The 20,499-nt window shown below is 67.0% G+C and carries 21 protein-coding genes and 2 tRNA genes; 11 read left to right on the top strand and 12 right to left on the bottom strand.

Annotation, left to right across the window (positions count from 1 at the left end):
- Positions 1–327: 327 nt before the first annotated feature.
- Entirely contained in the window at positions 328–2,052 is a 1,725-nt protein-coding gene (locus EV650_RS12865) for a S8 family serine peptidase (protein WP_134118608.1), read from the top strand.
- A gap of 57 nt (positions 2,053–2,109) precedes the next feature.
- On the opposite strand, the gene EV650_RS12860 is transcribed toward EV650_RS12865, so the two are convergent.
- Positions 2,110–2,598 carry a hypothetical protein gene (locus tag EV650_RS12860; RefSeq protein ID WP_134118606.1) on the bottom strand — a complete coding sequence of 163 codons (489 nt, stop codon included), beginning with the start codon at positions 2,596–2,598 and terminating at the stop codon, positions 2,110–2,112.
- Positions 2,599–2,895: 297 nt separating this feature from the next.
- Positions 2,896–2,969, bottom strand: a tRNA-Ile gene (locus EV650_RS12855).
- A 113-nt stretch (positions 2,970–3,082) separates the two neighbouring features.
- Between EV650_RS12855 and EV650_RS40335 the strand changes: the two genes are divergently transcribed.
- A complete protein-coding gene (locus EV650_RS40335; RefSeq protein WP_166677961.1) occupies positions 3,083–3,235 on the top strand; it encodes a hypothetical protein in 153 nt (50 codons plus the stop codon).
- Between the two features lie 133 nt (positions 3,236–3,368).
- Here EV650_RS40335 and EV650_RS12850 read toward each other — a convergent pair whose 3' ends face one another.
- From EV650_RS12850 to EV650_RS12825, 6 genes are all read right to left on the bottom strand, one after another.
- Entirely contained in the window at positions 3,369–4,031 is a 663-nt protein-coding gene (locus EV650_RS12850) for a hypothetical protein (protein ID WP_134118604.1), read from the bottom strand.
- Between the two features lie 105 nt (positions 4,032–4,136).
- The gene (locus tag EV650_RS12845; RefSeq protein WP_134118602.1) at positions 4,137–4,748 is read right to left on the bottom strand and encodes a DUF4232 domain-containing protein; all 612 of its coding nucleotides are present in this window, start codon (positions 4,746–4,748) and stop codon (positions 4,137–4,139) included.
- 72 nt (positions 4,749–4,820) lie between these two features.
- A tRNA-Asn gene (locus tag EV650_RS12840) sits at positions 4,821–4,893 on the bottom strand.
- Positions 4,894–4,986: 93 nt separating this feature from the next.
- Positions 4,987–5,526 (bottom strand): hypothetical protein, encoded by a 540-nt coding sequence (locus EV650_RS12835; protein WP_134118600.1) that lies wholly within the window; start codon positions 5,524–5,526, stop codon positions 4,987–4,989.
- A gap of 47 nt (positions 5,527–5,573) precedes the next feature.
- Positions 5,574–6,458, bottom strand: coding sequence for a sigma-70 family RNA polymerase sigma factor (locus EV650_RS12830; RefSeq protein ID WP_134118597.1), 885 nt, complete (start codon positions 6,456–6,458; stop codon positions 5,574–5,576).
- An 86-nt stretch (positions 6,459–6,544) separates the two neighbouring features.
- On the bottom strand, positions 6,545–8,056 hold the full coding sequence (locus EV650_RS12825; RefSeq protein ID WP_166678100.1) for an amidohydrolase family protein: 1,512 nt from the start codon (positions 8,054–8,056) through the stop codon (positions 6,545–6,547).
- Positions 8,057–8,167: 111 nt separating this feature from the next.
- On the opposite strand from EV650_RS12825, the gene EV650_RS12820 reads away from it, so the two are divergent.
- From EV650_RS12820 to EV650_RS12810, 3 genes are read left to right on the top strand one after another with little or no spacing between them, the layout of a single operon-like run.
- A complete protein-coding gene (locus tag EV650_RS12820; RefSeq protein ID WP_166678099.1) occupies positions 8,168–8,944 on the top strand; it encodes a uracil-DNA glycosylase family protein in 777 nt (258 codons plus the stop codon).
- 32 nt (positions 8,945–8,976) lie between these two features.
- On the top strand, positions 8,977–9,846 hold the full coding sequence (locus EV650_RS12815) for an exodeoxyribonuclease III (RefSeq protein WP_134118591.1): 870 nt from the start codon (positions 8,977–8,979) through the stop codon (positions 9,844–9,846).
- Positions 9,846–10,961 carry a hypothetical protein gene (locus EV650_RS12810; protein ID WP_134118589.1) on the top strand — a complete coding sequence of 372 codons (1,116 nt, stop codon included), beginning with the start codon at positions 9,846–9,848 and terminating at the stop codon, positions 10,959–10,961. The genes EV650_RS12815 and EV650_RS12810 overlap by 1 nt, the downstream gene beginning before the upstream one ends.
- Here the strand turns inward: EV650_RS12810 and EV650_RS12805 are convergent.
- Entirely contained in the window at positions 10,954–11,454 is a 501-nt protein-coding gene (locus EV650_RS12805) for a mycothiol transferase (RefSeq protein WP_134118586.1), read from the bottom strand. The two genes, EV650_RS12810 and EV650_RS12805, sit on opposite strands and share 8 nt — an antisense overlap.
- 50 nt (positions 11,455–11,504) lie before the next feature.
- On the opposite strand from EV650_RS12805, the gene EV650_RS12800 reads away from it, so the two are divergent.
- Complete coding sequence (locus EV650_RS12800; RefSeq protein WP_134118584.1) at positions 11,505–12,536, top strand: aldo/keto reductase; 1,032 nt, start codon at positions 11,505–11,507, stop codon at positions 12,534–12,536.
- Here EV650_RS12800 and EV650_RS12795 read toward each other — a convergent pair.
- Positions 12,533–13,120, bottom strand: coding sequence for a hypothetical protein (locus EV650_RS12795; protein WP_134118582.1), 588 nt, complete (start codon positions 13,118–13,120; stop codon positions 12,533–12,535). The genes EV650_RS12800 and EV650_RS12795 overlap by 4 nt on opposite strands.
- 24 nt (positions 13,121–13,144) lie before the next feature.
- Between EV650_RS12795 and EV650_RS12790 the strand changes: the two genes are divergently transcribed.
- Positions 13,145–13,870 carry a DUF5995 family protein gene (locus tag EV650_RS12790; protein ID WP_134118580.1) on the top strand — a complete coding sequence of 242 codons (726 nt, stop codon included), beginning with the start codon at positions 13,145–13,147 and terminating at the stop codon, positions 13,868–13,870.
- Here the strand turns inward: EV650_RS12790 and EV650_RS12785 are convergent.
- Complete coding sequence (locus tag EV650_RS12785; RefSeq protein ID WP_134118578.1) at positions 13,867–14,571, bottom strand: M50 family metallopeptidase; 705 nt, start codon at positions 14,569–14,571, stop codon at positions 13,867–13,869. The two genes, EV650_RS12790 and EV650_RS12785, sit on opposite strands and share 4 nt — an antisense overlap.
- Positions 14,572–14,700: 129 nt before the next feature.
- Between EV650_RS12785 and EV650_RS12780 the strand changes: the two genes are divergently transcribed.
- Genes EV650_RS12780 through EV650_RS12765 form a run of 4 tightly spaced genes read left to right on the top strand, consistent with a single transcriptional unit; the run spans position 14,701 to position 19,183 of the window.
- Positions 14,701–16,668: a S41 family peptidase gene (locus EV650_RS12780; protein ID WP_134118576.1), complete on the top strand. Its 1,968-nt coding sequence runs from the start codon at positions 14,701–14,703 to the stop codon at positions 16,666–16,668.
- Between the two features lie 3 nt (positions 16,669–16,671).
- A complete protein-coding gene (locus tag EV650_RS12775) occupies positions 16,672–17,892 on the top strand; it encodes an aconitase X (protein WP_134118574.1) in 1,221 nt (406 codons plus the stop codon).
- Positions 17,889–18,302: an aconitase X swivel domain-containing protein gene (locus EV650_RS12770; RefSeq protein ID WP_134118572.1), complete on the top strand. Its 414-nt coding sequence runs from the start codon at positions 17,889–17,891 to the stop codon at positions 18,300–18,302. The genes EV650_RS12775 and EV650_RS12770 overlap by 4 nt, the downstream gene beginning before the upstream one ends.
- Positions 18,299–19,183, top strand: a complete 885-nt coding sequence (locus tag EV650_RS12765) for a neutral zinc metallopeptidase (RefSeq protein ID WP_166678098.1) — start codon at positions 18,299–18,301, stop codon at positions 19,181–19,183. Before EV650_RS12770 ends, EV650_RS12765 begins: the two co-directional genes overlap by 4 nt.
- Here the strand turns inward: EV650_RS12765 and EV650_RS12760 are convergent.
- Positions 19,153–20,340 (bottom strand): MFS transporter, encoded by a 1,188-nt coding sequence (locus EV650_RS12760; RefSeq protein WP_134118568.1) that lies wholly within the window; start codon positions 20,338–20,340, stop codon positions 19,153–19,155. The two genes, EV650_RS12765 and EV650_RS12760, sit on opposite strands and share 31 nt — an antisense overlap.
- Positions 20,341–20,499 lie beyond the last annotated feature (159 nt).

Here is a 20,499-nt window from a genome sequence, read left to right as displayed (position 1 = left end):
GGTCCTTCGATGTCAGCTAGCCCGGGAGCGGCTGGTCAGGGAGATTGCCAGTAGCAGCCCGACCGAACCACGGCCGCAGGCACCGTGTACGGGCGGTTTGACGCTTGCAGGTTGGTGGTAGGAGGGCAGGTGGGGATGTGGGGCGCTGTGATGGCGCCGGGGGTTGTTTCGGGCTGTTGGCCGGGACAAGGGGGAATGGTGAGCAGGTTTTCGATGGTCCAGTTCAACTGGCCGTGCCCCGGCTCCGGGTATCTCGCGCTCGCGCAGTGCCAACGATCAGTCAGCAAGTTTCGCTCGCTGTAGTTGGATATTCGAGGGAGGGGTCCAATGTTCAAGTACGTCACGCGCGCAGCCGTGGTGGCCGGGAGCGTCGCCGGGCTGCTGTTTGTCGCAGCCAGTCCCGGCACGGCGACCGGCGGCCAAGAGCGGCAGTTTGTCGTCCTCTACGCCCAAGGCGGTTCCGCTGAAGCCGCGCATGCCGCGATCGCCGCCGCTGGCGGCACGGTGCTCAGCGAGAACACGGCGATCGGAGTCGCCACCGTCACCACCAAGAGTGAGGGCTTCCAGGCTGCCGCAGGCGCCTCGTCCGCGATCGGGGGCGTCGCGCGAAGCACGGTCATCGGCCGGGCGCCTGACGACGGCTCGGCCGTCGGCAAGGCGAGCCTGAAGCTCGACACCGCGCAGACCGACCTTCAGGGTGCAAGTGCAGGCAGTGAGAAGGCGAAGAAGGGGAACAAGCAAGAGCCGCTGGCCGGGCTGCAGTGGGACATGCAGCAAATCGGCGCCACCGCCGACGGCTCCCAGCGCTACGAGCAGGGCAAAGGCGTACGGGTCGGCATCATCGACACCGGCGTCGACGGCACCCATCCCGACATCGCCCCCAACTTCGACAAGGCGCTGAGCCGGAACTTCACGACGGACATCCCGGTCGACGCGAACGGCGCGGAGGTCGACGGACCGTGTGAGCACCCGAGCTGCGTCGACCCTGTCGACGAGGACGACAACGGTCACGGTACGCACGTCGCGTCCGAAATCGCGTCGCCGGTCAACAAGCTCGGCATCGCGGGCATCGCGCCCAAGGCGACGATCGTCAACCTGCGGGCCGGCCAGGATTCGGGCTTCTTCTTCCTGCAGCCCACGGTCGATGCCCTGACCTATGCGGGCGATCACGGCATCGATGTCGTGAACATGAGCTTCTACGTCGATCCGTGGCTGTTCAACTGCACCAACAACCCGGCTGACGCGCCTGAATTCCAGGCTGAGCAGCGAACTGTCATCCAGGCGATGCAGCGGGCGCTCGACTACGCCTACGCCCATGGCGTCACGCTGGTCGCAGCGGCGGGCAACGGCGCGACCGACTACACCAAGACGATCGTGGACGCGTCAAGCCCGGACTTCCCCGCCGTGCCCGGTGAGGCTCCGTACACGCGGACGATCCCGACGTCGTGTATCTCGATGCCGTCCGAGGGCAACCATGTGCTCTCGGTGACCAGCACCGGCATCTCCAAGCGCAAGGCCTATTACTCCGACTTCGGCAACGGCTACGCCGACCTGTCCGCACCTGGCGGCGACGTGTACGACACAGCTGACAACAAGCGCGACATCACGAAGGCCATCCTCGCCGCGTACCCGAAGCAGCTCGCCGAGCAGCGCGGTCAGCTCAATCCCGACGGGACCCCGAACACGCCCAGCGTCGTCGAGAGCTGCCGCAAGGGAGTCTGCGGCTACTACCAGTACCTGCAGGGCACGTCGATGGCGTCACCACACGCGGCCGGCGTCGCTGCGCTGGCGGTCGGTCGACTGGGCGTTCGAGACCGCGTCAACGGTGGCAAGAAGGCTTCGCCGGACGCCGTAGAGCGGGCACTGCGCGGTACGGCGATCGACACGCCGTGCCCGACGCCGGCGGCGTTCACCTACACCCGGCAGGTCCAGCAACCCGACGGGTCCTTCGTGACCGTGACGTCCACCCAGACCTGCGAAGGCTCGCGGCCGAACAACGGGTTCTTCGGCGACGGCATCGTCAACGCAACGAAGGTCGCACGAGGTCACTAACTCACCCGGCCGGCGCCGGAACCAGGGTTTCGGCGCCGGCTTCACCCGGCGGCTCGGTCACTCGCGCCGGCGTTTGCGTAGCGAGCGACTCACTCGGGCCCAGACGATGAGTAGGCCGGTAGGGGCGAGGGCGATGAAGGCAAAGTCGATCGGATTCCAGCGCCAGGACTGCGGATCGCGGACGCGCGTGGGTTTGCGCGGGTCTACCTGTAATTCGATGACATCGCCGACGGCCGGTCGTTGGTGGATCTCCTCGACGATCACCTGTACGCCGGCGAAGGGTGCCTGCAGCTCCGCGTTGAAGCTGGGGCCTCGCTGGTCGTAGTTGGTCCGGAACACGTGCGCACGCACGACCTCGCCACGCTGATCGAGCACCAGGTCGTCGTACGCGAAGGAGGTCGAGAGCCCGGCCATGACAACCACCCAGAGCAGGCTCAACACCAGGCGGAGTGTCGACCAGTCGCCCGCAGGCGTCGACAACACCATCCGTTCGATCCACGGCCCGTCGACCCCGTCCCTGTCGTACCGATGCTTCCCCGGAGGCATGTGTCAAACGCCGAAAAGGCGCACTTGGGTGATCGGGTCGCGCAGGATTTTCGCGTTGCTGGTGTGCATGGTCGGCTTCTTTCGGTCGTCGAGAACTCAGTCGCCGACCAGGCTTCCCGGCACACCTTCGCCCGCTACGCGAGAACGCGACGGACGCACTCGTAGTATCCGCCAGACGGGGCCGCGCGTTACAGCACCAGTCTCACCGGGTTGAGCCACAGCAGCGCACGTGCGGCCGCCTCGGGCGGAGCCCAGTCACGGTCGCCGCTCCCGCGGCCTTCCAGATGCGCTGCCTTGTAGGGCGGACGGGACTCGAACCCGTGACCAAGGGATTATGAGTCCCGTGCTCTAACCAGCTGAGCTACCGCCCCGTGTGCGGGTGATCGTATCTGGTGGGTGGGGGTGGGGCGTGAAACCAGGGGTCGGTCAGGGGTTTGACGGAGTGGTGAGTAGGTCGGACCGGGCATGATGGAGGCAGGTCCGGATGAAGGGAACCCCGATGGGCTGGTTCATTTTCCTGGTGATCGTGATTGGCGCGATCGCGGCGTACAAGTATCGCGTGCCGCTGTTGGCGAAGATCCTCGGTCAGCCGCAGGATCGCATCCAACGCGCAATCGACCGGAAGAAGGGGAAGTAGGCGGGCCGGCGTACCCCGGAGACGTGCAGAGGCCCCGACCGCAGGACGCGGTCAGGGCCTCCTTGCTCAGGCGGCGCCAAGGGTCAGGCGACGGCGAGTCGGCTGACGAGGAGTCGGCCGAGCAGAATCGACGTCAGCCGACCTGTACTGCGACGACGGACGCGCTGGCGGTGATCTCGCCGCCACCGGCTGCGCCGGCGTCGTCGTTGTAGCCGAAGGCGAAGACCTCGACCGTGGTCGCCTTCGCGACCTTGACGACCTTCACGGTCGACCCGCTCAGCTCCCGATCCTTCGCCGGGGAGATCTCGGCGCCCAGGATGGTCCCGTAGTCCTCGCCGAATGCCGTGTCGGAGGCGCCGACCCGGAGCGCCAGCTCGGGCCGCGTACCTGGTGCGCCGGCGGTTGTGCGGGCGAAGAACGCGGTCGTGTTCACCAGCCAGGTCCCGGGCTGCAAGGTGAACGAGCCGACCGGGGTCTTGTTGGTCTTGAACGACCCGCCGATCTTGGCGATCGCGACCGCGTCGAAGTCCTTCGTCACGCCCGACTTGCCGTAGACGTCGGTGTCCTTCAGGAACGCGGCTCGGTCGGCCGGGACCAGCTTGCTTGCGGGCAGGCTGTTGTCGACGACCTGCGAGGCGGCGACCGACCGCGGGCAGAGCGGGTACGTCAGGCTCTTGCAGTCCGGCTTGACGGCGCCGTTCGCCGCGACTGCGACACCGACCAGCACGCCGGCGCCCAGTACTGCGGCAACCACGAGCCGACCGCCCTTGGTGTTCAGAACGTTCTTGATGTTCACAGGGTTCCTTCCCCTCCATCCCCGAGGCCCCCCTCGGGATATGGAGTGGAAAGTACGGCACTGTGCGGTCTAGGCCAATAGGCGAGCAGTAAGAAGCCGGTCAAGTCAGTTGGGCAGCTTGAGGCACCAGGCGGTCTGGGTGAGCTTGGCGGTCGTGCCCAGGTCGGTGTCGACCGGCCAGAGGATGGGGTGGTCGGTGGCGGCTCTCGCAACGGCCAGATAAGTGCCGGCCTCTTTGTCCGCGCCGGCTTCGACTGTGCTCGACCACGAGACGACGGCGAGAGCGGTCTGGCCTTTGCGGAGGCTCAGCTTGGCCGGGCCTGGGTCGATCGCCATGTACGAGCTGCCGCGGGTGATCGTGACGTTCATCGTGCGGCGTTTCGCGTTCAGTACGGCGATGTCGGGGTAGCCGTTGACCTTGATCGGTGTCGCGCGACAGTTCGTCAGCTTGATGACCACGGCCCGGTGGCCGAGGGCCGCGTCGACCGGTCCGACGCTGATCGAGGCGCCGGACAGCGGGCACGTCGGTCGCGGCGGAGTCGGAGTGGGGGTCGGCGTCGGTCCGACGGTGGTGAAGGGGGTGGGGCCCAGCGTTCGCGTTGGCGATGGGGTCGAGGTCGGTTGACTGTCGGTTGTCACCGTTGCCGCACTCTCGGTGCCGCATCCGGCCAGGACCAACAGTCCGGCGAGCAGCCCTGCCCGGGCTCGTCGATGCATTCCCCGAACCTATCGGCCCACCGGAGCACACGAAAAAGCCGGGCTCCTGTTGAGGAGACCGGCCGGTTGTTGCTCCCGCGACTGGACTCGAACCAGTAACCTGCCGGTTAACAGCCGGCTGCTCTGCCAATTGAGCTACGCGGGATCGTGGTGTCGCATGACCCCGAAATCCTGAGGACCTGAGTAGATTAGCAGGCGGGCACCGAACTACAAAAACGGGATTCGGCTGCCTGCGGGGTCAGATTCCGAACTCGTCGCGGACCTGTCGGAGGGCGGATTCGGCCGCGTCCAGGACGCCCGGCTGGTCGGGCTCCAATCCCTTGTCCAGAACGAAGTTCCAGGTCACGGCTGCGTCCGTGACGGCCGGATTCCGGCGGGCGACGATGCGTACGCCGCGCTTGCCGGCCAGCCGCACGTGGCGCTGGACGATGATGCTCGCGTCGACGCGTTCGCGGAGGAGCTGACCGAAGCGGTCGGGGTCTTCGACCTTGAGCTCGGTGGCGCGCAGCGGCGTACCGAAATCGGTGGTCTCGTAGACGTGCAGGACCGACGCTTCGGCGTCCCAGTTGGCGCGCTCGATCTGCTCCCATCCGACCCGGCGGTCGGCGTCCGCGGAGTCCGACGGCAGGTAGACGGCGGCCCGCGTGCCGGCGGCCCAACGGCCGTTGGTCAGCTGTACGGCGGCCAGGATGTCGTCCTTGCTCCCGGTCGCCTCGCGGGAGGCTGTCGACACGGCGTCAGCCAGCTCACGAGGCCAGGAGGTACGGAGGAGTCTCACATGTTCATCATTCCAGTCGGGTCAAAGTCGTCAGTGGGCGGTCGGGGTCAGGCGACGTAGTCGCGGAGTTGGGGCAGTGCGCGGCGGCGGAGGTGGCGGAGCGCTTCGCGTTCCAGGGCACGGACCTTCTCGGGGGTGAGGTTGAGCTGGGTTGCGGTCTCCTCGGGGGTGCAGGGAATACGGCCTTGGAGGCCGTAGCGGTGATGGAGGACGGTCTGGTGCAGATCATCGAGGAACTGGAGGTGGTGAGCGAGATCGCGACGCAGAGCGGCGCCCAGCACGATGGGGTCGTCGTCGATGACCGGATCGGCGTCGTCGAAGTCCAGCGTCTCGGGCTGCGTCCGCCAGGCCTGTGCACGCTCGACCCGCGCGACTGTGAGCCCGGTCGCGTGAGCCAGCTCGGGCGTGGTTGGATCCCGCCCCAGCTGCTGAGTCAGGTCATTGCGACTCGATGCGACCCGCGACGCGTCGGCGTACGCCTGGGCCGGCATCCGCACCAACCGCGAGCGGTCCGAGATAGCTCTCCCGATCGACTGGCGGATCCACCAGATCGCGTAGGTCGAGAACCGGTGGCCGAGCCGATGGTCGAAGCGCTCGACCGCTCGCATCAGTCCGATATTGCCCTCCTGGATCAGGTCGAGCAGCGAGATGCCCTTCCCGGAGTACCGCCGCGCCAGTGACACGACGAGCCGCAGGTTGCCCTCGATCATCCGCCGCCACGACTGCCGCCCGAGCGCGACCACCTGCCGCAGATCAGCCGCGTCGTGCCGGCCCGCGTCGCCGTTCAGCTGATCCGCCGCCAGCAGACCGGCCTCGATCCAGTACGAGTGCTCGTTCACCTCCTCCAAGGTCAGTAGTTCGTGTCGCCCGATGTCACGCAGGTACGCCACCAGCGCGGTCACGTCCGCCGGGTCGCAGTCGAGATCTGCCATCCGTTCCCCTCTCCTTGCCAAAGAGAGTGCCGTGATTCGACCCGGCAGAACGCGGTGACTTTCAGTATGTGGATAACTACAGTAAGTTAGGCGTACGCACGGAGCCCGCTGAGCAGCCCGTGATGGAACGGGTTGGCATCGACCGCGTCGAACCAGGCCGCCCCGGTGGTCAGCGGCTCGAGCTCCGGGATGGCGACAGGGTCCGGAGTAGCGCCCGCAGTGCCGCGACGGCGCATCTGGACGTCGAGCTCTGGAGCCGGCATGTCCGGCAGCAGCACGAAGGAGTCGGCCGGTACGGCCGCGGGGGAGAAGCCCGTCGAGAACACGTCCGGATCCGCGGCCGCCAGCGCGGCGAAGGCTGTCGCGACGCGGTTCGAGGCACCGGCCGGGTCCTGACGGATCTTCTCCAGCTCAGCGGTCACGGTCTTCCAAGTCACGGCCGGATCGCCGTAGTCGATCGAGCGCGAGAGCTTGCCGACGGTGATCTGGCTCGCCGACGGAGCCAGCCGCTGCATCAGTGAGCGCAACCCGTAGCGAGCTCGCCCACCGACGACAACCAATCGGATGTCGGCCTCGGTGGCTGCAATCAGGCTGCGATAGGGCTCAGGCTCGGATCGACGGACCACGATGATGTCGGCCAGTGCGCCCCGCTCGATACGGCCGACCGAAACCGGCCACATTTCGGCCAGCGCGTCCCCAGGGTTCGACGTCAGCATCCGGACCAGTTCCTCGTCCGTGAACACCGAGTGCGCCTTGTTCCACAGGTCCGCCACCTTCAGTTCCCACAAGACATTCCGCGTCCCCGACGGACCCCAGTCCGATCCCAGACACAACCGCAGTCCGACGGCATGCGCGGATTTCACGTCCGCGGTTGCCCCGTACAACCAAAGGTTCGAGAACGGCGACCACACGAGACTGGAATTCCCGGCCTTCATCACCGCGAAATCATCAGCGTTCAGCGCAGCACCGTGAATCGCCACCAGTTGCGGTTTCACCACGTCGACCGCTTCCAGCAACTCGAACTCGGACCGCAGTTTTGGATCCGACCCTTCCGCCGAATGCGCGATGAATCCCCGCCCGGCCGCCACCGCCGCGGCGTACGGCGCCAACGCCTCTTTGCTGTCTGCAACCAGGGTGCTGACCCGGATGAAGTCGTCGTGGGTGCCGAGTTTCTCTGAGTCGACATTCCGGATCAGCTCGTTGTCCGGCGGTACGGCGCCGCGCGGGTTGCCCTGGATCGACGTCGTACCGCCGACGATCGCGCGCGTCTCGACGTACCTGAGCAGCGCTCGGCCGGCCGCGGCGCCGAGCAGACGGGCGGGCTGGCTGATCTGCGCGCTGTACGTCGGCGCGCTGCCCCACTGGTTGTGCGAGGTCCACGGGACTTTGCGGGCAGGCTCCGTCCACAACGGCAAACTGTTGTACATCAAGTGATTGTGTAAATCGATCAGTCCCGGATAGATCAATCCGCCGGCCGTGATCCGAACGGCGTTCTCGAAACCGGCCGGTACGGCGTCGATCGGCGTGACCGCCGCTATCAGTCCGTCATCACCGATATACACCGCGCCACCGGGAAGAACTTCCCCGTCCGGTCGCATTGTCACCACGGTTCCACGCAGTACAAACATGGCCCACCCTCCCGTAGAATTCCCCGTGCCGCCCCTGACCACGAGCGTAGGCTCGCGGATCGTCGAGGGGGAGGTATGACGATGGCTGATTTCGATCCCGGACCGCCCGTCACAGTGGCGCGGCACTTCGCGAAAGTCCCGAGTTATGCGGACTTCGAGAAATTGTTCTGGTACGACTGGGGCCCGGTGTTCTACCGCGGCCGGCTCAACCGCACCGCCCGGCTGCTCGCGATCGCGTCCGATCCGGGTCCGACCGAGCGGGTCGCCGGCCGCACGCTGGTAGGCGACGCAGGCCAGCGCACGCAAGGATTCCTGGCCAAGCTCGGCCTGACCCGCAGCTACACGCTCGTCAACGCCTATGCGTACGCGCTCAGGCCGTCGCGTGCTCAGCAGGCCGTGCCGCTGCTCGCGCAACCCGACCAGCTCACGTGGCGCAACACCCTGCTGGACTTGATCACCGGTCCACAACTGCAGGCGATCGTCGCGTTCGGGATGCAAGCGCGAACCGCCGTGCAACTGTGGGACGACAAGCCCGACGTACCGGTGTTCGAGGTGCCGCATCCGTCCAGCCGCAACGCGAAGGTGCTGATCGACAGCTGGCGCCAGGCAGTGACGGAGCTGCGCGGAATCGTCACTCCAGATCCCGACGGCGACAACGCCGTACCGAACTATGGCCCGAAGTTCCTGGAGTCCGATTACGCGCCGATCCCGGCCAGCGATCTGCCGTTCGGCGTACCGCCGTGGCTTGGCAACGACGCCTGGGGACGTAAGGACAAACCGCGTCACAACAACAGCGTCGAGCGGCCGGCGACGGACCTTCTGAACACTCTCGTCTGGAGGGCGCCCAAGCCGGGCTGAAAATGGTCCTAGGCTGCCGCTACCTTGGTCGGATGCGAGTGGCGACCTGGAATGTGAACTCGGTCAAGCAGCGGATGCCGCGGTTGCTGGACTGGCTCGACGAGCGGCAGCCGGATGTCGTGTGCCTGCAGGAGACGAAGCTCGCCGACGACGCGTTCACCGCGCTCCTCGGCGCCGAGCTGATCGGCCGCGGCTACGAGATCGGCCTGTACGGCGAACCGCAGTGGAACGGCGTCGCCCTCCTGTCCAAGGTGGGACTCGAGGACGTCGTGACCGGCGTTGCCGGAGCACCTGGGTTCCCGAAGCCTGAGGCCCGGGCGGTCGCGGCGACCTGTGGCGGTATCCGCATCCACTCGCTCTACGTGCCGAACGGACGTGAGCCCGACTCCGATCACTACCACTACAAGCTGGCCTGGCTCACAGCCCTCACCGAGGTCGTCGCCAACGGACCAGCCGACCAGATCGTCTGTGGGGACATGAACATCGCCCCGACCGACGCCGACGTCTTCGACCCGGTGGCGTACATCGGCCAGACGCACGTGACCCCGCCCGAGCGGCAGGCGCTGGCCGAGCTGATGGCCGCGAAGGATCTGCACGACGTCGTCCGCGACCGCTGGCCGGACAACCGCATCTTCAGTTACTGGGACTATCGCGCCGGCATGTTCCACCAGGACCTCGGCATGCGGATCGACCTGATGCTCGCGACCGACCCGGTGGCCGAGCGGGTCAAGGCCGCGTGGATCGATCGCAAGGCTCGCAAGGGTACTGGGCCGAGCGACCACGCGCCGGTGATCATCGACCTCGACACCGCACCGGACGGCGACATCGGCCCGGTCGTGCCGCCGCCGTCTGCGCCACGGGCAGGCCGGAAGAAGACGACCAAGCTCCCGCAGAGCCGCTGATGCGCCGCCTCGCTGCAGTCGCGATCCTCGTACTCGCGACCCTCACCGCCTGCAGTGACGACAAGCCGCCGACGCCGAGCACTGTCGTGTGGACGAAAGTCGACACCCCAGCAGAGCCTGTCACCCTCACTGGTCACGGCGATCAACTGCTGATCGGCCTGCGCCATCGCGGCGCAAAAGTCGTCCCAGAGCTGCTGCTCCAAGACAGCACAGGCAAGCGCACACAGATCGCGGTCAAACCCAACCCCGTCAGCCCGTACGCCTTCGAAGCGATCTGGTACTCGATCGCGTACGACGGCAAGCAGCTCCTCGCCCTCGGCGGAGCAGCCGGCGGCGCGCACTCCAACACCCGCTGGACCGTCTGGAGCGGCACGCCCCAAACCGGACTCATCGAGCGTCCGCAGAACTTCTTCACCTTCGGCGGTGAAACCGCGGGCGACCTCTACAGCGCCGTCATCACGCCGAGCGGCCGCGCGCTGCTCGGCTCGTGGGGCGGCGTGGTGACCGGCAACGACGCAATGGTCTGGCTGCCAAAAGGCGAGACGTGGACCCGGCAGGATCCGACCAAGACGGCGCTGCAGAGTACGCCGAACCTCCTCGTCGGCCCCGGATTCGGTACGACCCTCGGCGAAAGCATCGTGATCGTCGGCTCGCAGGTGCGACTCGCGCCCAACGTGGTCGCGCAGGAAGCAGCCGTCTGGCGATCCACCAATCTCAACCAGGGCTGGACCCGGACCCCACTGCCCGAGCCGGGCAACCGCAGCCAGGCGAACACGGCCAGCTGCGCCAAGGACTGCGTGATCTCCGGGTACGTCGACGGCCAGCTCGCGATCTGGCAACTCGACGCGTCCGGTACGGCGAAGCGGCTCCACGGCGTCCCGTCGATCCCGGTCGGCGACAAGGACAAACTCCCGCCGCCGATCCGCGATGGCGACAAGATCGTCCAGATCGTTGCTCAAGACAACAAGGTGAAGGTGCTCACCGGTCAGGGCGATCACTGGACCGTCCAGGACTCACAAGGTCCGGACGGCCAGGTGACCGACGCCGTACTGATGCCGGACCACAAGCTCTACCTGATCGCCGGCACCTCGCTCTGGCAAACGACTCTCAGCTGAGCAGGCCCTTCACGTACGCCGCCTGGCCCGAGTGCTGGGCGCAGTCGTCGATCACGCTCACGAGTCGCACCCCGAGCGTGACCGGCGGCTTCCACCGCTTGTCCACGATCCGGTCCAGACCTTCGTCCGTCACGGTGCCGAGGAACTCCGCGGTCCGCGCGTGCACGGCGTCGTAGTACCCGAGCAGCTGGTCGGCCGACAGCTGGACCAGAGCAACCTGGTCGGACGTGTGCGCATACCCGGTGTCGGCCGCGTCGAGCGGCAACCCGAGCCGCTCGTACCACCCGTCGGCCGTGTAGACCTGCTCATATCCACCCGCGTCCGCCAGGTGGTCATCCTGGACCCGGGTCAGGTGCCAGACCAGCCAGGCGATCGAGTTGGCCGTCTCACCCGGCCGCGCGGCGAGCGTCTTGTCGTCGAGCCCCGTCACGACCTCGTGCAGGACCTCCTGAACCCGGCTGTGTGCGTCCAGCAGTAGCTCACTTGTCTTCATACCGCTCACCGTAGTCTTCGTCTCGGACAGTTCTGAGAGAGGGAGCAACAGTGGAATTTCGCACCCTGGGGGCGAGCGGCGCAGTCGTCTCGACCTACACGCTTGGCACCATGACGTTCGGCAGCGAGACCGACGAGGCCGGCTCGCACGTGCAGCTGGACCGGTACATCGAAGCCGGCGGCAACTTCATCGACACCGCGGACGTGTACTCGGGCGGTGTCTCCGAGGAGATCGTCGGCCGCTGGCTGGCGAAGAGCTCCGCCCGCGACAACGTCGTACTCGCCACCAAGGGCCGGTTCCCGACCGGTGACGGGCCGAACGACGTCGGCACCTCGCGACGCCATCTCCGGCGAGCCCTCGACGCATCGCTGGAGCGGCTCGGCGTCGAGCACATCGACCTGTACCAGCTGCACGCGTGGGACCCGGTCACACCGCTCGAGGAGACGCTCAGTTTCCTCGAGGACGCAGTGCGCGCGGGCAAGATCTCGTACGGCGGCCTGTCGAACTTCACCGGGTGGCAGCTGCAGAAGGCCTGCGACCTGATCGCGTATCGCGGCTGGTCGCGGCTCGTCACACTGCAGCCGCAGTACAACCTGCTGGTGCGCGAGATCGAGTGGGAGATCGTCCCGGCCGCACTGGAGAACGGGCTCGGCCTGTTGCCGTGGTCCCCGCTCGGCGGCGGCTGGCTGACCGGGAAGTACTCGTTCGACGAGGAGCCGTCCGGCGCGACCCGGCTCGGTGAGAACCCGGACCGCGGCGTCGAGTCCTGGTACCGGCGCAGCCGCAACCAGCGGGTCCGTGACGTGGTCGACGCGCTCCGGGAGATCGCCGAGGCCCGCGGGATCTCGATGGCTCAGGTCGCGCTCGCCTGGTTGGTCGACCGTCCGTCGATCACATCGGTGATCCTGGGCGCCCGCACGCTCGAGCAGCTCGACGACAACCTCGGTGCCGCGGATCTGCACCTCACCGGGGAAGAGACCGTCAAGCTCGACGTGGCCAGCGACCCGGGCGCGGCGGACTACCCGTACGGCGGTCCCGGCGTGGCACAGCGTGATCGGCCCATCACAGGCGGACGTAACTAGTCCTCGACAGCAATCCGCAGAGCGGCGTACGACGCAACCAGCGCAAGCCGCTCCTCCGCCAGCAGCGGGTCGTCGCGATGGCACCCCGCCCGGACCCAGCGGTCCGAGAGGTCCATCGCCTCGACCCGCTTGCTCGCTGCCTGACGGACTGCGTCGCGATCGGCGTCGTACACGTAGGAATAGAGGTCGACGAGGGCGGTCTCGAGCTGCTCCTCCGTGACCTCGTCCGAATGCTGGTGTGCTCGGTGGACTCGCCACCACTCGACTTCGAAGGCGGCCGCGCGCGCCGGGTCGAAGAGCAGCCCGCTCGAGACCGCAACGAGCTCGTAGAAGCGCCGCATGTACGCGCGGGCCGTGTCGGGCTGATTGTCCGGGTACGGCGCCCACGCCTGGTTGGCACGTAGTACGTACCAGGCTCCGGCGACTGTCCGGTGCGGTGGCATGCGGAAGCCGGCGGCGACCATTCCGACCGCGGCGACGAGGAACTCGCGCCACTCATGCCGGTAGTAAGCGGCCCAGGCGTCCGTCTCACGGTTGCCGACGACCACCGGGTCGAAGGACAGTGGACCTGATGTCGCACGCATGATCCCTCCCCCTGAGGAGATCCGATGAACGATGGTAATCCGATCGCCGAGGTCGTGGCGCGGATGCAGCAGCGGCTCGACGAGCTGCCGGAGGAGTTCGCCCATCGCCGGTTCTTCCTCGAGACGTATCGCCGGACCACGCAGGCGGTAGGTCAAGCGATCGATCAGGCTCGCTTCGAGGACCCGGACTGGGTCGAGGTCTGGGACGTCAAGTTCGCGGAGCTTTATCTCCAGGCTCATGACGGAGTGTTGGTCGCACGGCCGTGGCGGTTGGCGTTCGACGCACCCGACCAGCTGCCGGCGTTGGGTCACGTGCTGCTGGGGATCAACGCGCATGTGAACTACGACCTGCCGCAGGCCTTGCTGGCAGTCATCAGTGACGACGACTTCCTGGAGCCGGCGCTGATGGATCGGCGGCGACGCGATCACGAGCGGATCGACGGTGTGCTGTCGGAACGCGTCGCAGCGGAGGACGGTGAACTGGCCGCGACCGGACCGCGCAGTTTGCTGGACCACGTGCTCACGCCGCTCAACCGGATCGCGTCGCAGCGCTTCCTGCGTGAATCCCGCCAGAAGGTCTGGCACAACACCGTCGAGCTGCAGAGGGCGCGTGTTGCCGGCAGCTACGAGAAGCGACTCGGCGAACTGGAGGTGCTGAGCGCGGCCAAGGTGGCTGACCTACTGCGGCCGGGACAGGTGCTGCTACGGCTTGCGGTGACAGGCTTCGGCGTCACACTGCCACCGGTCTAGCTCGGTAGTACGCCGGCCCACATCACGCCAACTGCCAAGCAGGCAAGGGTCACCAGTCCGAAGATTCCTACCCACAACAACGCCGGCACACCAGTCAAGCGGCGTAGCTGGTCGGCGTCGGAGCTACGGCCCTGGCCGCCACGGCGGGACCGCTGCAGCTCCAGCACGGCCCGTGGCGCAGCCAGCAGCAGGAACCAGGTGAGCAGATGGGCGAACGTGGTCTGCACCTCCGCCGACCCCCACCACGAAACGCCGAACACCAGAGCGCCGAACACGAGCACAGACCACAGTCCGAACAGATTGCGGATCTGCAGCAGCAGAATCACCAGCGCGACCAACAGTCCCCACAGCAGCGCAACGGCGTACCCACGGCTCAGCACGAACGCTGCGGCCAGGCCGAAGAGTGCAGGACCGGGGTAGCCGGCCAGTAGTACTGCGATCATGCCGAAGCCGGTCGGCTTGCCGCGGGACAAGGTGACGCCTGACGTGTCCGAGTGCAGGCGGATCCCGGACAGCTTCCGTCCGACCAGTGCGGCGATCAAACCGTGCGCACCTTCGTGGGCGATCGTCACCACCTGCCGCGTGTACAGCCAGATAGGTCGCCACGCGATCAGTAGCAACGCGACGACACCGGTACCGATCACCAATCGCAACGACGGCTCGGGCTGGACCGACGTGATGCTGTCCCAGAACTCACTCACCCGCCCATCCTTACAGGCCGATGGTCAACCGCCCGCCGTTGACATCGCCTGGTGCGCGGACGACGGTGGAGAGATCGCGGGGGAGGGGCCGTTTTTGCTTTGGGGGAAGAGATGTCTCAACCACGCACGATGACACGCACGGGGAAGAAAACAGCAGCTGCCGCGAAGAAGACCGCCGCGAGACGGAGGGCGTCCGCAGTCGTCAAGGAGGCATCGGCCGTCCCGCTGTCGGACTTCCTCGACAGCGCAGGCACACTGACGCTCGACCAGCGGAAACTCCTGGTGGATCAAGCGCTTCTGCTACTGGACCAGAACTACGTGCACCTGCCGCTCAAGGTCGCGATGCACGCGGTCAACCCGTTGCAGCGCCTGCGGGTGATGCGAGCCCGGATGGAACGCCAGACCAGCGAGACGATGCAAGCGGAGTGGATGTTCCACCGCGAGATGTCCAGCATCTTCCACTCGGTCCGCGACCTGCACACCAACTACCTACTGCCGGTGCCGTTCGCCGGCAAGATCGCGTACCTACCGTTCATGATCGAGAAGTGCTACGACCCTGATGGCACCGAGCACTACCTGATCACGCAAACCGTCACCGGCTTCACCGCGCCCCAGTTCGGCAAGGGCGCCGAGGTGACGCACTGGAACGGTACGCCGATCGCCCGCGCGGTCGCCCTCAACGGCGCGATCTTCGCCGGCAGCAACGATGCCGCCAACCTCGCCCGCGGCCTCGAATCGCTGACCCTCCGGCCGCTGGTGATCCAGGCCCCGCCGGACGAGGACTGGGTGACGCTGACGTACGTCGGCCTGGACGGCTCGAACCAGGAACTCCGCGAGCAGTGGAAGGTCACCGCCAACCTCCCGCCGATGACGGACCTGGATGCGGTCAGCGAGGCGTCGGCGTCGATGGGTCTCGATCTCGACTCCGACGAGAAGTCCCGGGCGAAGAAGGCGTTGTACGTACGCGATGTCGTCGACCTGGAACGCGGTCAGAGCTCGGCCGAACTGGCCGCGCCGGCCGCGGTCACCGGTGCGGACCTGCCGACGACGATGCCTGGCGTCTTCCGGGCTCGCGAGGTCGTCACACCGTCCGGGAACTTCGGCCACTTGCGGATCTTCACGTTCAGCGTGCAGGACCCGGTCGCGTTCCGGGACGAGTTCGTCCGGCTGGCCGCGGCGCTGCCGCAGACCGGCCTGATCGTGGACGTGCGGGACAACGGCGGCGGGCACATCTACGCGAGCGAGTTCACCCTGCAGACGATGACGCCGAGGCGGATCGCGCCGGAGCCGGTGCAGTTCATCAGTACGCCGCTCAACCTCAAGCTCTGCCGGCGGCACAAGGACAATCCGGCCGGGATCGACCTCGGGCCCTGGCTCGATTCGCTCGACCTCGCGATCGAGACCGGTGCGCAGTACTCGGCGGCGAAGCCGATCACCCCGGAGGACGGCGCGAACGACGTCGGCCAGACGTACCACGGCCCGGTGGTGCTGATCACCGACGCCCGGGTCTATTCGGCCACCGACATCTTCACGGCCGGATTCGCCGATCATGAGATCGGCACGATCCTCGGCGTCGACGACAACACCGGCGCGGGCGGCGCGAACGTCTGGACCCACGGCCTGCTCGCGTCACTCCTGAACGAACCACCTCCACCCGACGAAACCTCGCCGTACGTCGCCCTGCCGAACGGCGCGAACCTGCGGGTCGCGATCCGGCGTACCCTCCGGGTCGGCAAGCTGGCCGGCACTCCGGTCGAGGACCTCGGCGTCAAGCCGCACGAGACGCACCGGATGACCAGGGCCGATCTGCTCGAGGGCAACGTCGACCTGCTGAACCGGGCCGGTTCGTTGCTGGCGGCAATGCCGATCCGGCGGCTCGACCTGAAGACGTCGCTCAGCGGTACGACGCTCACCGTCGCGATCGATGCTCAGGGCATCGATCGGGTCGACCTCTACGTCAACGACCGCCCGATCAGCTCCGAGGACCTGACCGGACCGCTCAGCATCGACATCCTTGACGTCGCACCCGGCCAACTCCTCCGGGCCGACGGCTACGAGTCGGGTGCGCTGGTCGCTTCGAGGAGGACTACCGTCTAGGGCATGCAGAGTCCTCATCTGACCGCCGAGGAAGAGGCGATGCTCGGCGGTCGGGACGGGGACGGCGTGGCGCTCGCGATGCGGGTGATCGTCGGTCAGGCCCGGATCTCGGACGCGCCGCGGCTGGTCGAGATCACCTCCGCGCATGTCGACTCGTGTCTGTACCACGGCCAGGTGAGCCTGGATTTCGCGCACCGATTGGTCGAGCTGGGCGCGAAGGTGCGCGTGCCGACGACGTTGAACGTGGGCTCGATGGACCTCATCCATCCGACGCTGGTCCGGGACCCCGAACTCGCCACGGCCGGTCGCGAGCTGATGGCGGCGTACGTCGAGCTCGGATGTACGCCGACGTTCACCTGCGCGCCGTACCAGCTCCCGAACCGGCCGGGGTTCGGCGAGCACATCGCGTGGGCGGAGTCGAACGCGATCGTGTTCGCGAACTCGGTCCTCGGCGCCCGCACGGATCGGTACGGCGACTTCCTGGACGTCTGCGCTGCGATCACCGGGCGAGCGCCGTACTCCGGTCTGCAGACAACGGGGGCGCGGCGGGGGACGGTGGTGTTCGACTGCCGGCCGTTGGGTGACTTCATGCGGTCGGAGATCGCGTATCCGTTGCTCGGTCATCACATCGGAGCTGTGGTCGGGGCCGAGATCCCTGTGCTGGTTGGGATTCCGGAAGAGGTGACCGAGGATGAGCTGAAGGCGTTAGGTGCGGCGGCCGCGTCGGCCGGGGGAGTCGCGTTGTTCCACGTCGTCGGTGTCACGCCGGAGGCGCCGCGCGAGTTTGCCGACCTGCCGGTGCGTCGGGTCGACGTTGATGTGCTGCGGCGGGTGAGGCGGGACTTGTCGACATTCGCCGGTGGCGAGCTCGATGCGGTGAGCGTCGGTACGCCGCACGCGTCGTACGCCGAGTGTGTTCGGCTGGCCGAGTTGGTGGCGGACGGGCCGCCGATGAAGGTGCCGTTCTACTTGTCGACCGGTCGGGCGACTCGTGAGCGGTTGGCCGGAGTACTCACAACGTTAGAGGCGGCCGGGGTGATCGTGGTCGTTGACACCTGCACCTATGTCACGGCGATCCTGTCGCCGGACTGGAAGCACGTGATGACCAACTCGGGCAAGTGGGCGCACTACGCGCCCGGCAACCTCAACGTCTCCGCGGTCCTCGGCTCACTCCCCGAATGCGTCGCCTCGGCCCGCGCCGGTCGGGTGATTCTCGACTCATGATCGGCCGCACCCTCCACCCCGGCACGGCGACAGGCGAACCCATCCGCCTCACCGCGCCCCTGTCGTTCTGGGGCGGCGTCGACGAACACGGCCGCATCGTCGACGCCCATCACCCGCAATGCGGCGCCATCCTCACCAACCGCATCCTGCTGATGGAATCCGGCCGAGGCTCCAGCTCCACCTCCAGCGTCCTGGCCGAACAGATCCGCGCCCGCACCGCCCCCGCCGCCATCATCCTGAGCCGCCCCGACCCAATCATCCCCCTCGGTGCCCTCGTAGCCGCCGAGCTCTACAACCTCCACCTCCCAGTCGTCGTAGCGCCGTACGACGACCTACCGCTCGACGGCTGGTTGCAGGTTGCTGCTATCTCGACCCAAGCAGTCATCACCTGGTCTAGATTCACTCCGTGAACCAACGGGGCCTGATCGCCACCTGCATCGCCGCGGGCGTACTCCTCACCGGCTGTACGTCGAAGAACACCGTCTCGGACGCGGACAAGGCCGCCGCCTCGGAGGTCGCCCGGGCGCGCGCCGGCTTGCCGACGACATCGACATCTCCGGGCAGTGACTCGACCGCGCCGGTGTCGGAGCCACCGCTGCCCGCGGCGGTGACCCACAACCCGATCTACCGAGTCGGGAAGCTGCAGGCCTCCAGGTGCGCCGAGCCGTCGTACGAGCCTACGTCCCTGGCGAATGCGCGCGCCTACTTCACGCAGTACCTCGCCTGCCTGAACAAGGCTTGGGAACCGGCGATCCGCAAGGCAGGCTTCACCTTCAGGCCGCCGAAGCTCGTCGTCGTACTAGGCCAGTCACCGTCCTCACCGTGCACCGTCGACGACGGACGGGACTACTACTGCGGCGGCACGATCTACATGGATGCCGCGACCCATCTCGCGCTGTACCGGAAGGATCCCGACGAGGCGCTGGCATGGATGGCGCTGGAGATCGGGCACGAGTACGGACATCACATCCAGGCCCTCACCGGCGTCTTCGATGCGCTGTACGACCGCGAGGTGAGCTTGAACGGCGTCGACGCACACCTGGAGGACACGCGGCGGATGGAGTTGCAGGCGTCGTGCTACAGCGGGGTCTACATAGGTGCCGACCGCAACTACTTCCCGGTCACCTCGGAGTGGCTCGACGTCTGGGGCCTGGTCATCCGGAACACGATCGACGACGAGCACGATCACGGGAAGGGCGAGAACCACGGGTACTGGACGACGGCCGGCTTCGACGCGGCCAGTCCCGCCGCCTGCAACACCTACACGGTTGCTTCGTCGCTCGTCGGCTGACGCATGAGTACGGCGGTTGTGGCGAAGAGGAGGGCGCAGGTGGTGAGGGCTAGGGGGAGTGTGGTGAGGCGGGCGACTGTGGCGATGGTGAGGCCGCAGATGATCTCGCCGAGGTACTCGAGCTGGGCCAAGAACGAGTGGGTCGTCGCGCGGATGTCGGCCGTCGTGCGGGTGTTGATCCAGATGGTGCTGATGATGCGGGTCAGTGGGGTGACGATGCCGGACAGGAGTACGACGGCGATCGCGCCGACGACCGGATCGCGGGCGAAGGCGAGCAGGAGCATGGCGAGTACGCCGACGAGGGCAGCCAGCGCGTAGTCGGTCGAGGCATGACTTCCGTTGATGCGTTTGCTGACAAGGCGGAGTACGAGCGCGCCGACAATGAGTCCGATCACGCCGAGGCCGGTGAACCAGAGGATCGGGTCCGGTTCGGTGGGCAGGCCTAGGTCGAGGAGCTGCTTCGGGGTGAGTCGGCCGGCGGCGTCCGAGGCGCCGTTGACGAGGAAGGTCGCGGCGAAGATCAGCAGGATCGCGCGGCTGCGTCGTACCAGCGTGACGCCGCGACGGAAGGTGGTCCAGGACGCCGCCCAGCGGGCCGTGCGGGTCGGGACGAAGTTGTGTTCGGTGAACTGGAGCGCGACGTAGAGCGCGAGCGACATCATCGCGGCGCCGGCGATCACGATCGTCAGGTCGCGCCGGGTCGCCCAGGCGAGGCCGCCGAGGACGATGAGGCCGGTTGCGGCCCCGGTGAGCTGAGCCCGGGCGGAGCGGGTGAGGACGACGTTGATCCGGTCGGGTTGATCGAGTTCGTCGGTGATGAGCGCGACGTCGGACCCGCTGGCGAAGGTCCACGAGATACCCCACAGGACCTGGGTTGCCAGCAGCGCGGGGAACGACTCGAACAGTCCGGTCGCGAGCATCGCCGTACCCATCAGGACCTGTGAGATCACCAGCGACCACTTGCGGCTGATGGTGTCGGCGATGACACCTGCCGGTACTTCGCAGACCAGGGCGAACGCACTCTGCACCGACCCGATCAGCACCAGCTGCGCGGGCGACAGGCCGGCGTCGACCACGAGATAGACGCTCGTGACCAGCCACCAGCCGTTGTGCAGCACCGCGCGCATCCAGGTCCACCGGATGAAGACCTTCTCCATCCGAGCACCCTCCCGAGGCCCACCTCCCAGGTCCACCGATTTAGCCGAGACCTTCACTGTGAGTTGATTCATATTCTTCGCAACTATCAGCAGGTTGCGATAGTTTGAAAGAGTGCCAAGGATCACAGTGGAAAACGAACGACCGTTCTTGATCTGGCG

Origin of the sequence: Kribbella kalugense, assembly GCF_004365875.1 — a bacterium.
In the GTDB taxonomy this organism is placed as follows: Bacteria; Actinomycetota; Actinomycetes; order Propionibacteriales; family Kribbellaceae; genus Kribbella; species Kribbella kalugense.
Note: the sequence above shows the minus strand (reverse complement) of the source record. Positions and strands in the feature narration are given on the sequence as shown.

Excerpts from the sequence above, each read along its gene's own strand:
- EV650_RS12845 (WP_134118602.1), bottom strand. The coding sequence starts at position 4,748 with ATGCATCGACGAGCCCGGGCAGGGCTGCTCGCCGGACTGTTGGTCCTG.
- EV650_RS12770 (WP_134118572.1), top strand. The coding sequence starts at position 17,889 with ATGATCGGCCGCACCCTCCACCCCGGCACGGCGACAGGCGAACCCATC.
- EV650_RS12820 (WP_166678099.1), top strand. The coding sequence starts at position 8,168 with ATGGCTGATTTCGATCCCGGACCGCCCGTCACAGTGGCGCGGCACTTC.
- EV650_RS12790 (WP_134118580.1), top strand. The coding sequence starts at position 13,145 with ATGAACGATGGTAATCCGATCGCCGAGGTCGTGGCGCGGATGCAGCAG.
- EV650_RS12825 (WP_166678100.1), bottom strand. The coding sequence starts at position 8,056 with ATGCGACCGGACGGGGAAGTTCTTCCCGGTGGCGCGGTGTATATCGGT.
- EV650_RS12795 (WP_134118582.1), bottom strand. The coding sequence starts at position 13,120 with ATGCGTGCGACATCAGGTCCACTGTCCTTCGACCCGGTGGTCGTCGGC.
- EV650_RS12865 (WP_134118608.1), top strand. The coding sequence starts at position 328 with ATGTTCAAGTACGTCACGCGCGCAGCCGTGGTGGCCGGGAGCGTCGCC.
- EV650_RS12775 (WP_134118574.1), top strand. The coding sequence starts at position 16,672 with ATGCAGAGTCCTCATCTGACCGCCGAGGAAGAGGCGATGCTCGGCGGT.
- EV650_RS12830 (WP_134118597.1), bottom strand. The coding sequence starts at position 6,458 with ATGGCAGATCTCGACTGCGACCCGGCGGACGTGACCGCGCTGGTGGCG.
- EV650_RS12760 (WP_134118568.1), bottom strand. The coding sequence starts at position 20,340 with ATGGAGAAGGTCTTCATCCGGTGGACCTGGATGCGCGCGGTGCTGCAC.
- EV650_RS12810 (WP_134118589.1), top strand. The coding sequence starts at position 9,846 with ATGCGCCGCCTCGCTGCAGTCGCGATCCTCGTACTCGCGACCCTCACC.
- EV650_RS40335 (WP_166677961.1), top strand. The coding sequence starts at position 3,083 with ATGAAGGGAACCCCGATGGGCTGGTTCATTTTCCTGGTGATCGTGATT.
- EV650_RS12805 (WP_134118586.1), bottom strand. The coding sequence starts at position 11,454 with ATGAAGACAAGTGAGCTACTGCTGGACGCACACAGCCGGGTTCAGGAG.
- EV650_RS12860 (WP_134118606.1), bottom strand. The coding sequence starts at position 2,598 with ATGCCTCCGGGGAAGCATCGGTACGACAGGGACGGGGTCGACGGGCCG.
- EV650_RS12780 (WP_134118576.1), top strand. The coding sequence starts at position 14,701 with ATGACACGCACGGGGAAGAAAACAGCAGCTGCCGCGAAGAAGACCGCC.
- EV650_RS12815 (WP_134118591.1), top strand. The coding sequence starts at position 8,977 with ATGCGAGTGGCGACCTGGAATGTGAACTCGGTCAAGCAGCGGATGCCG.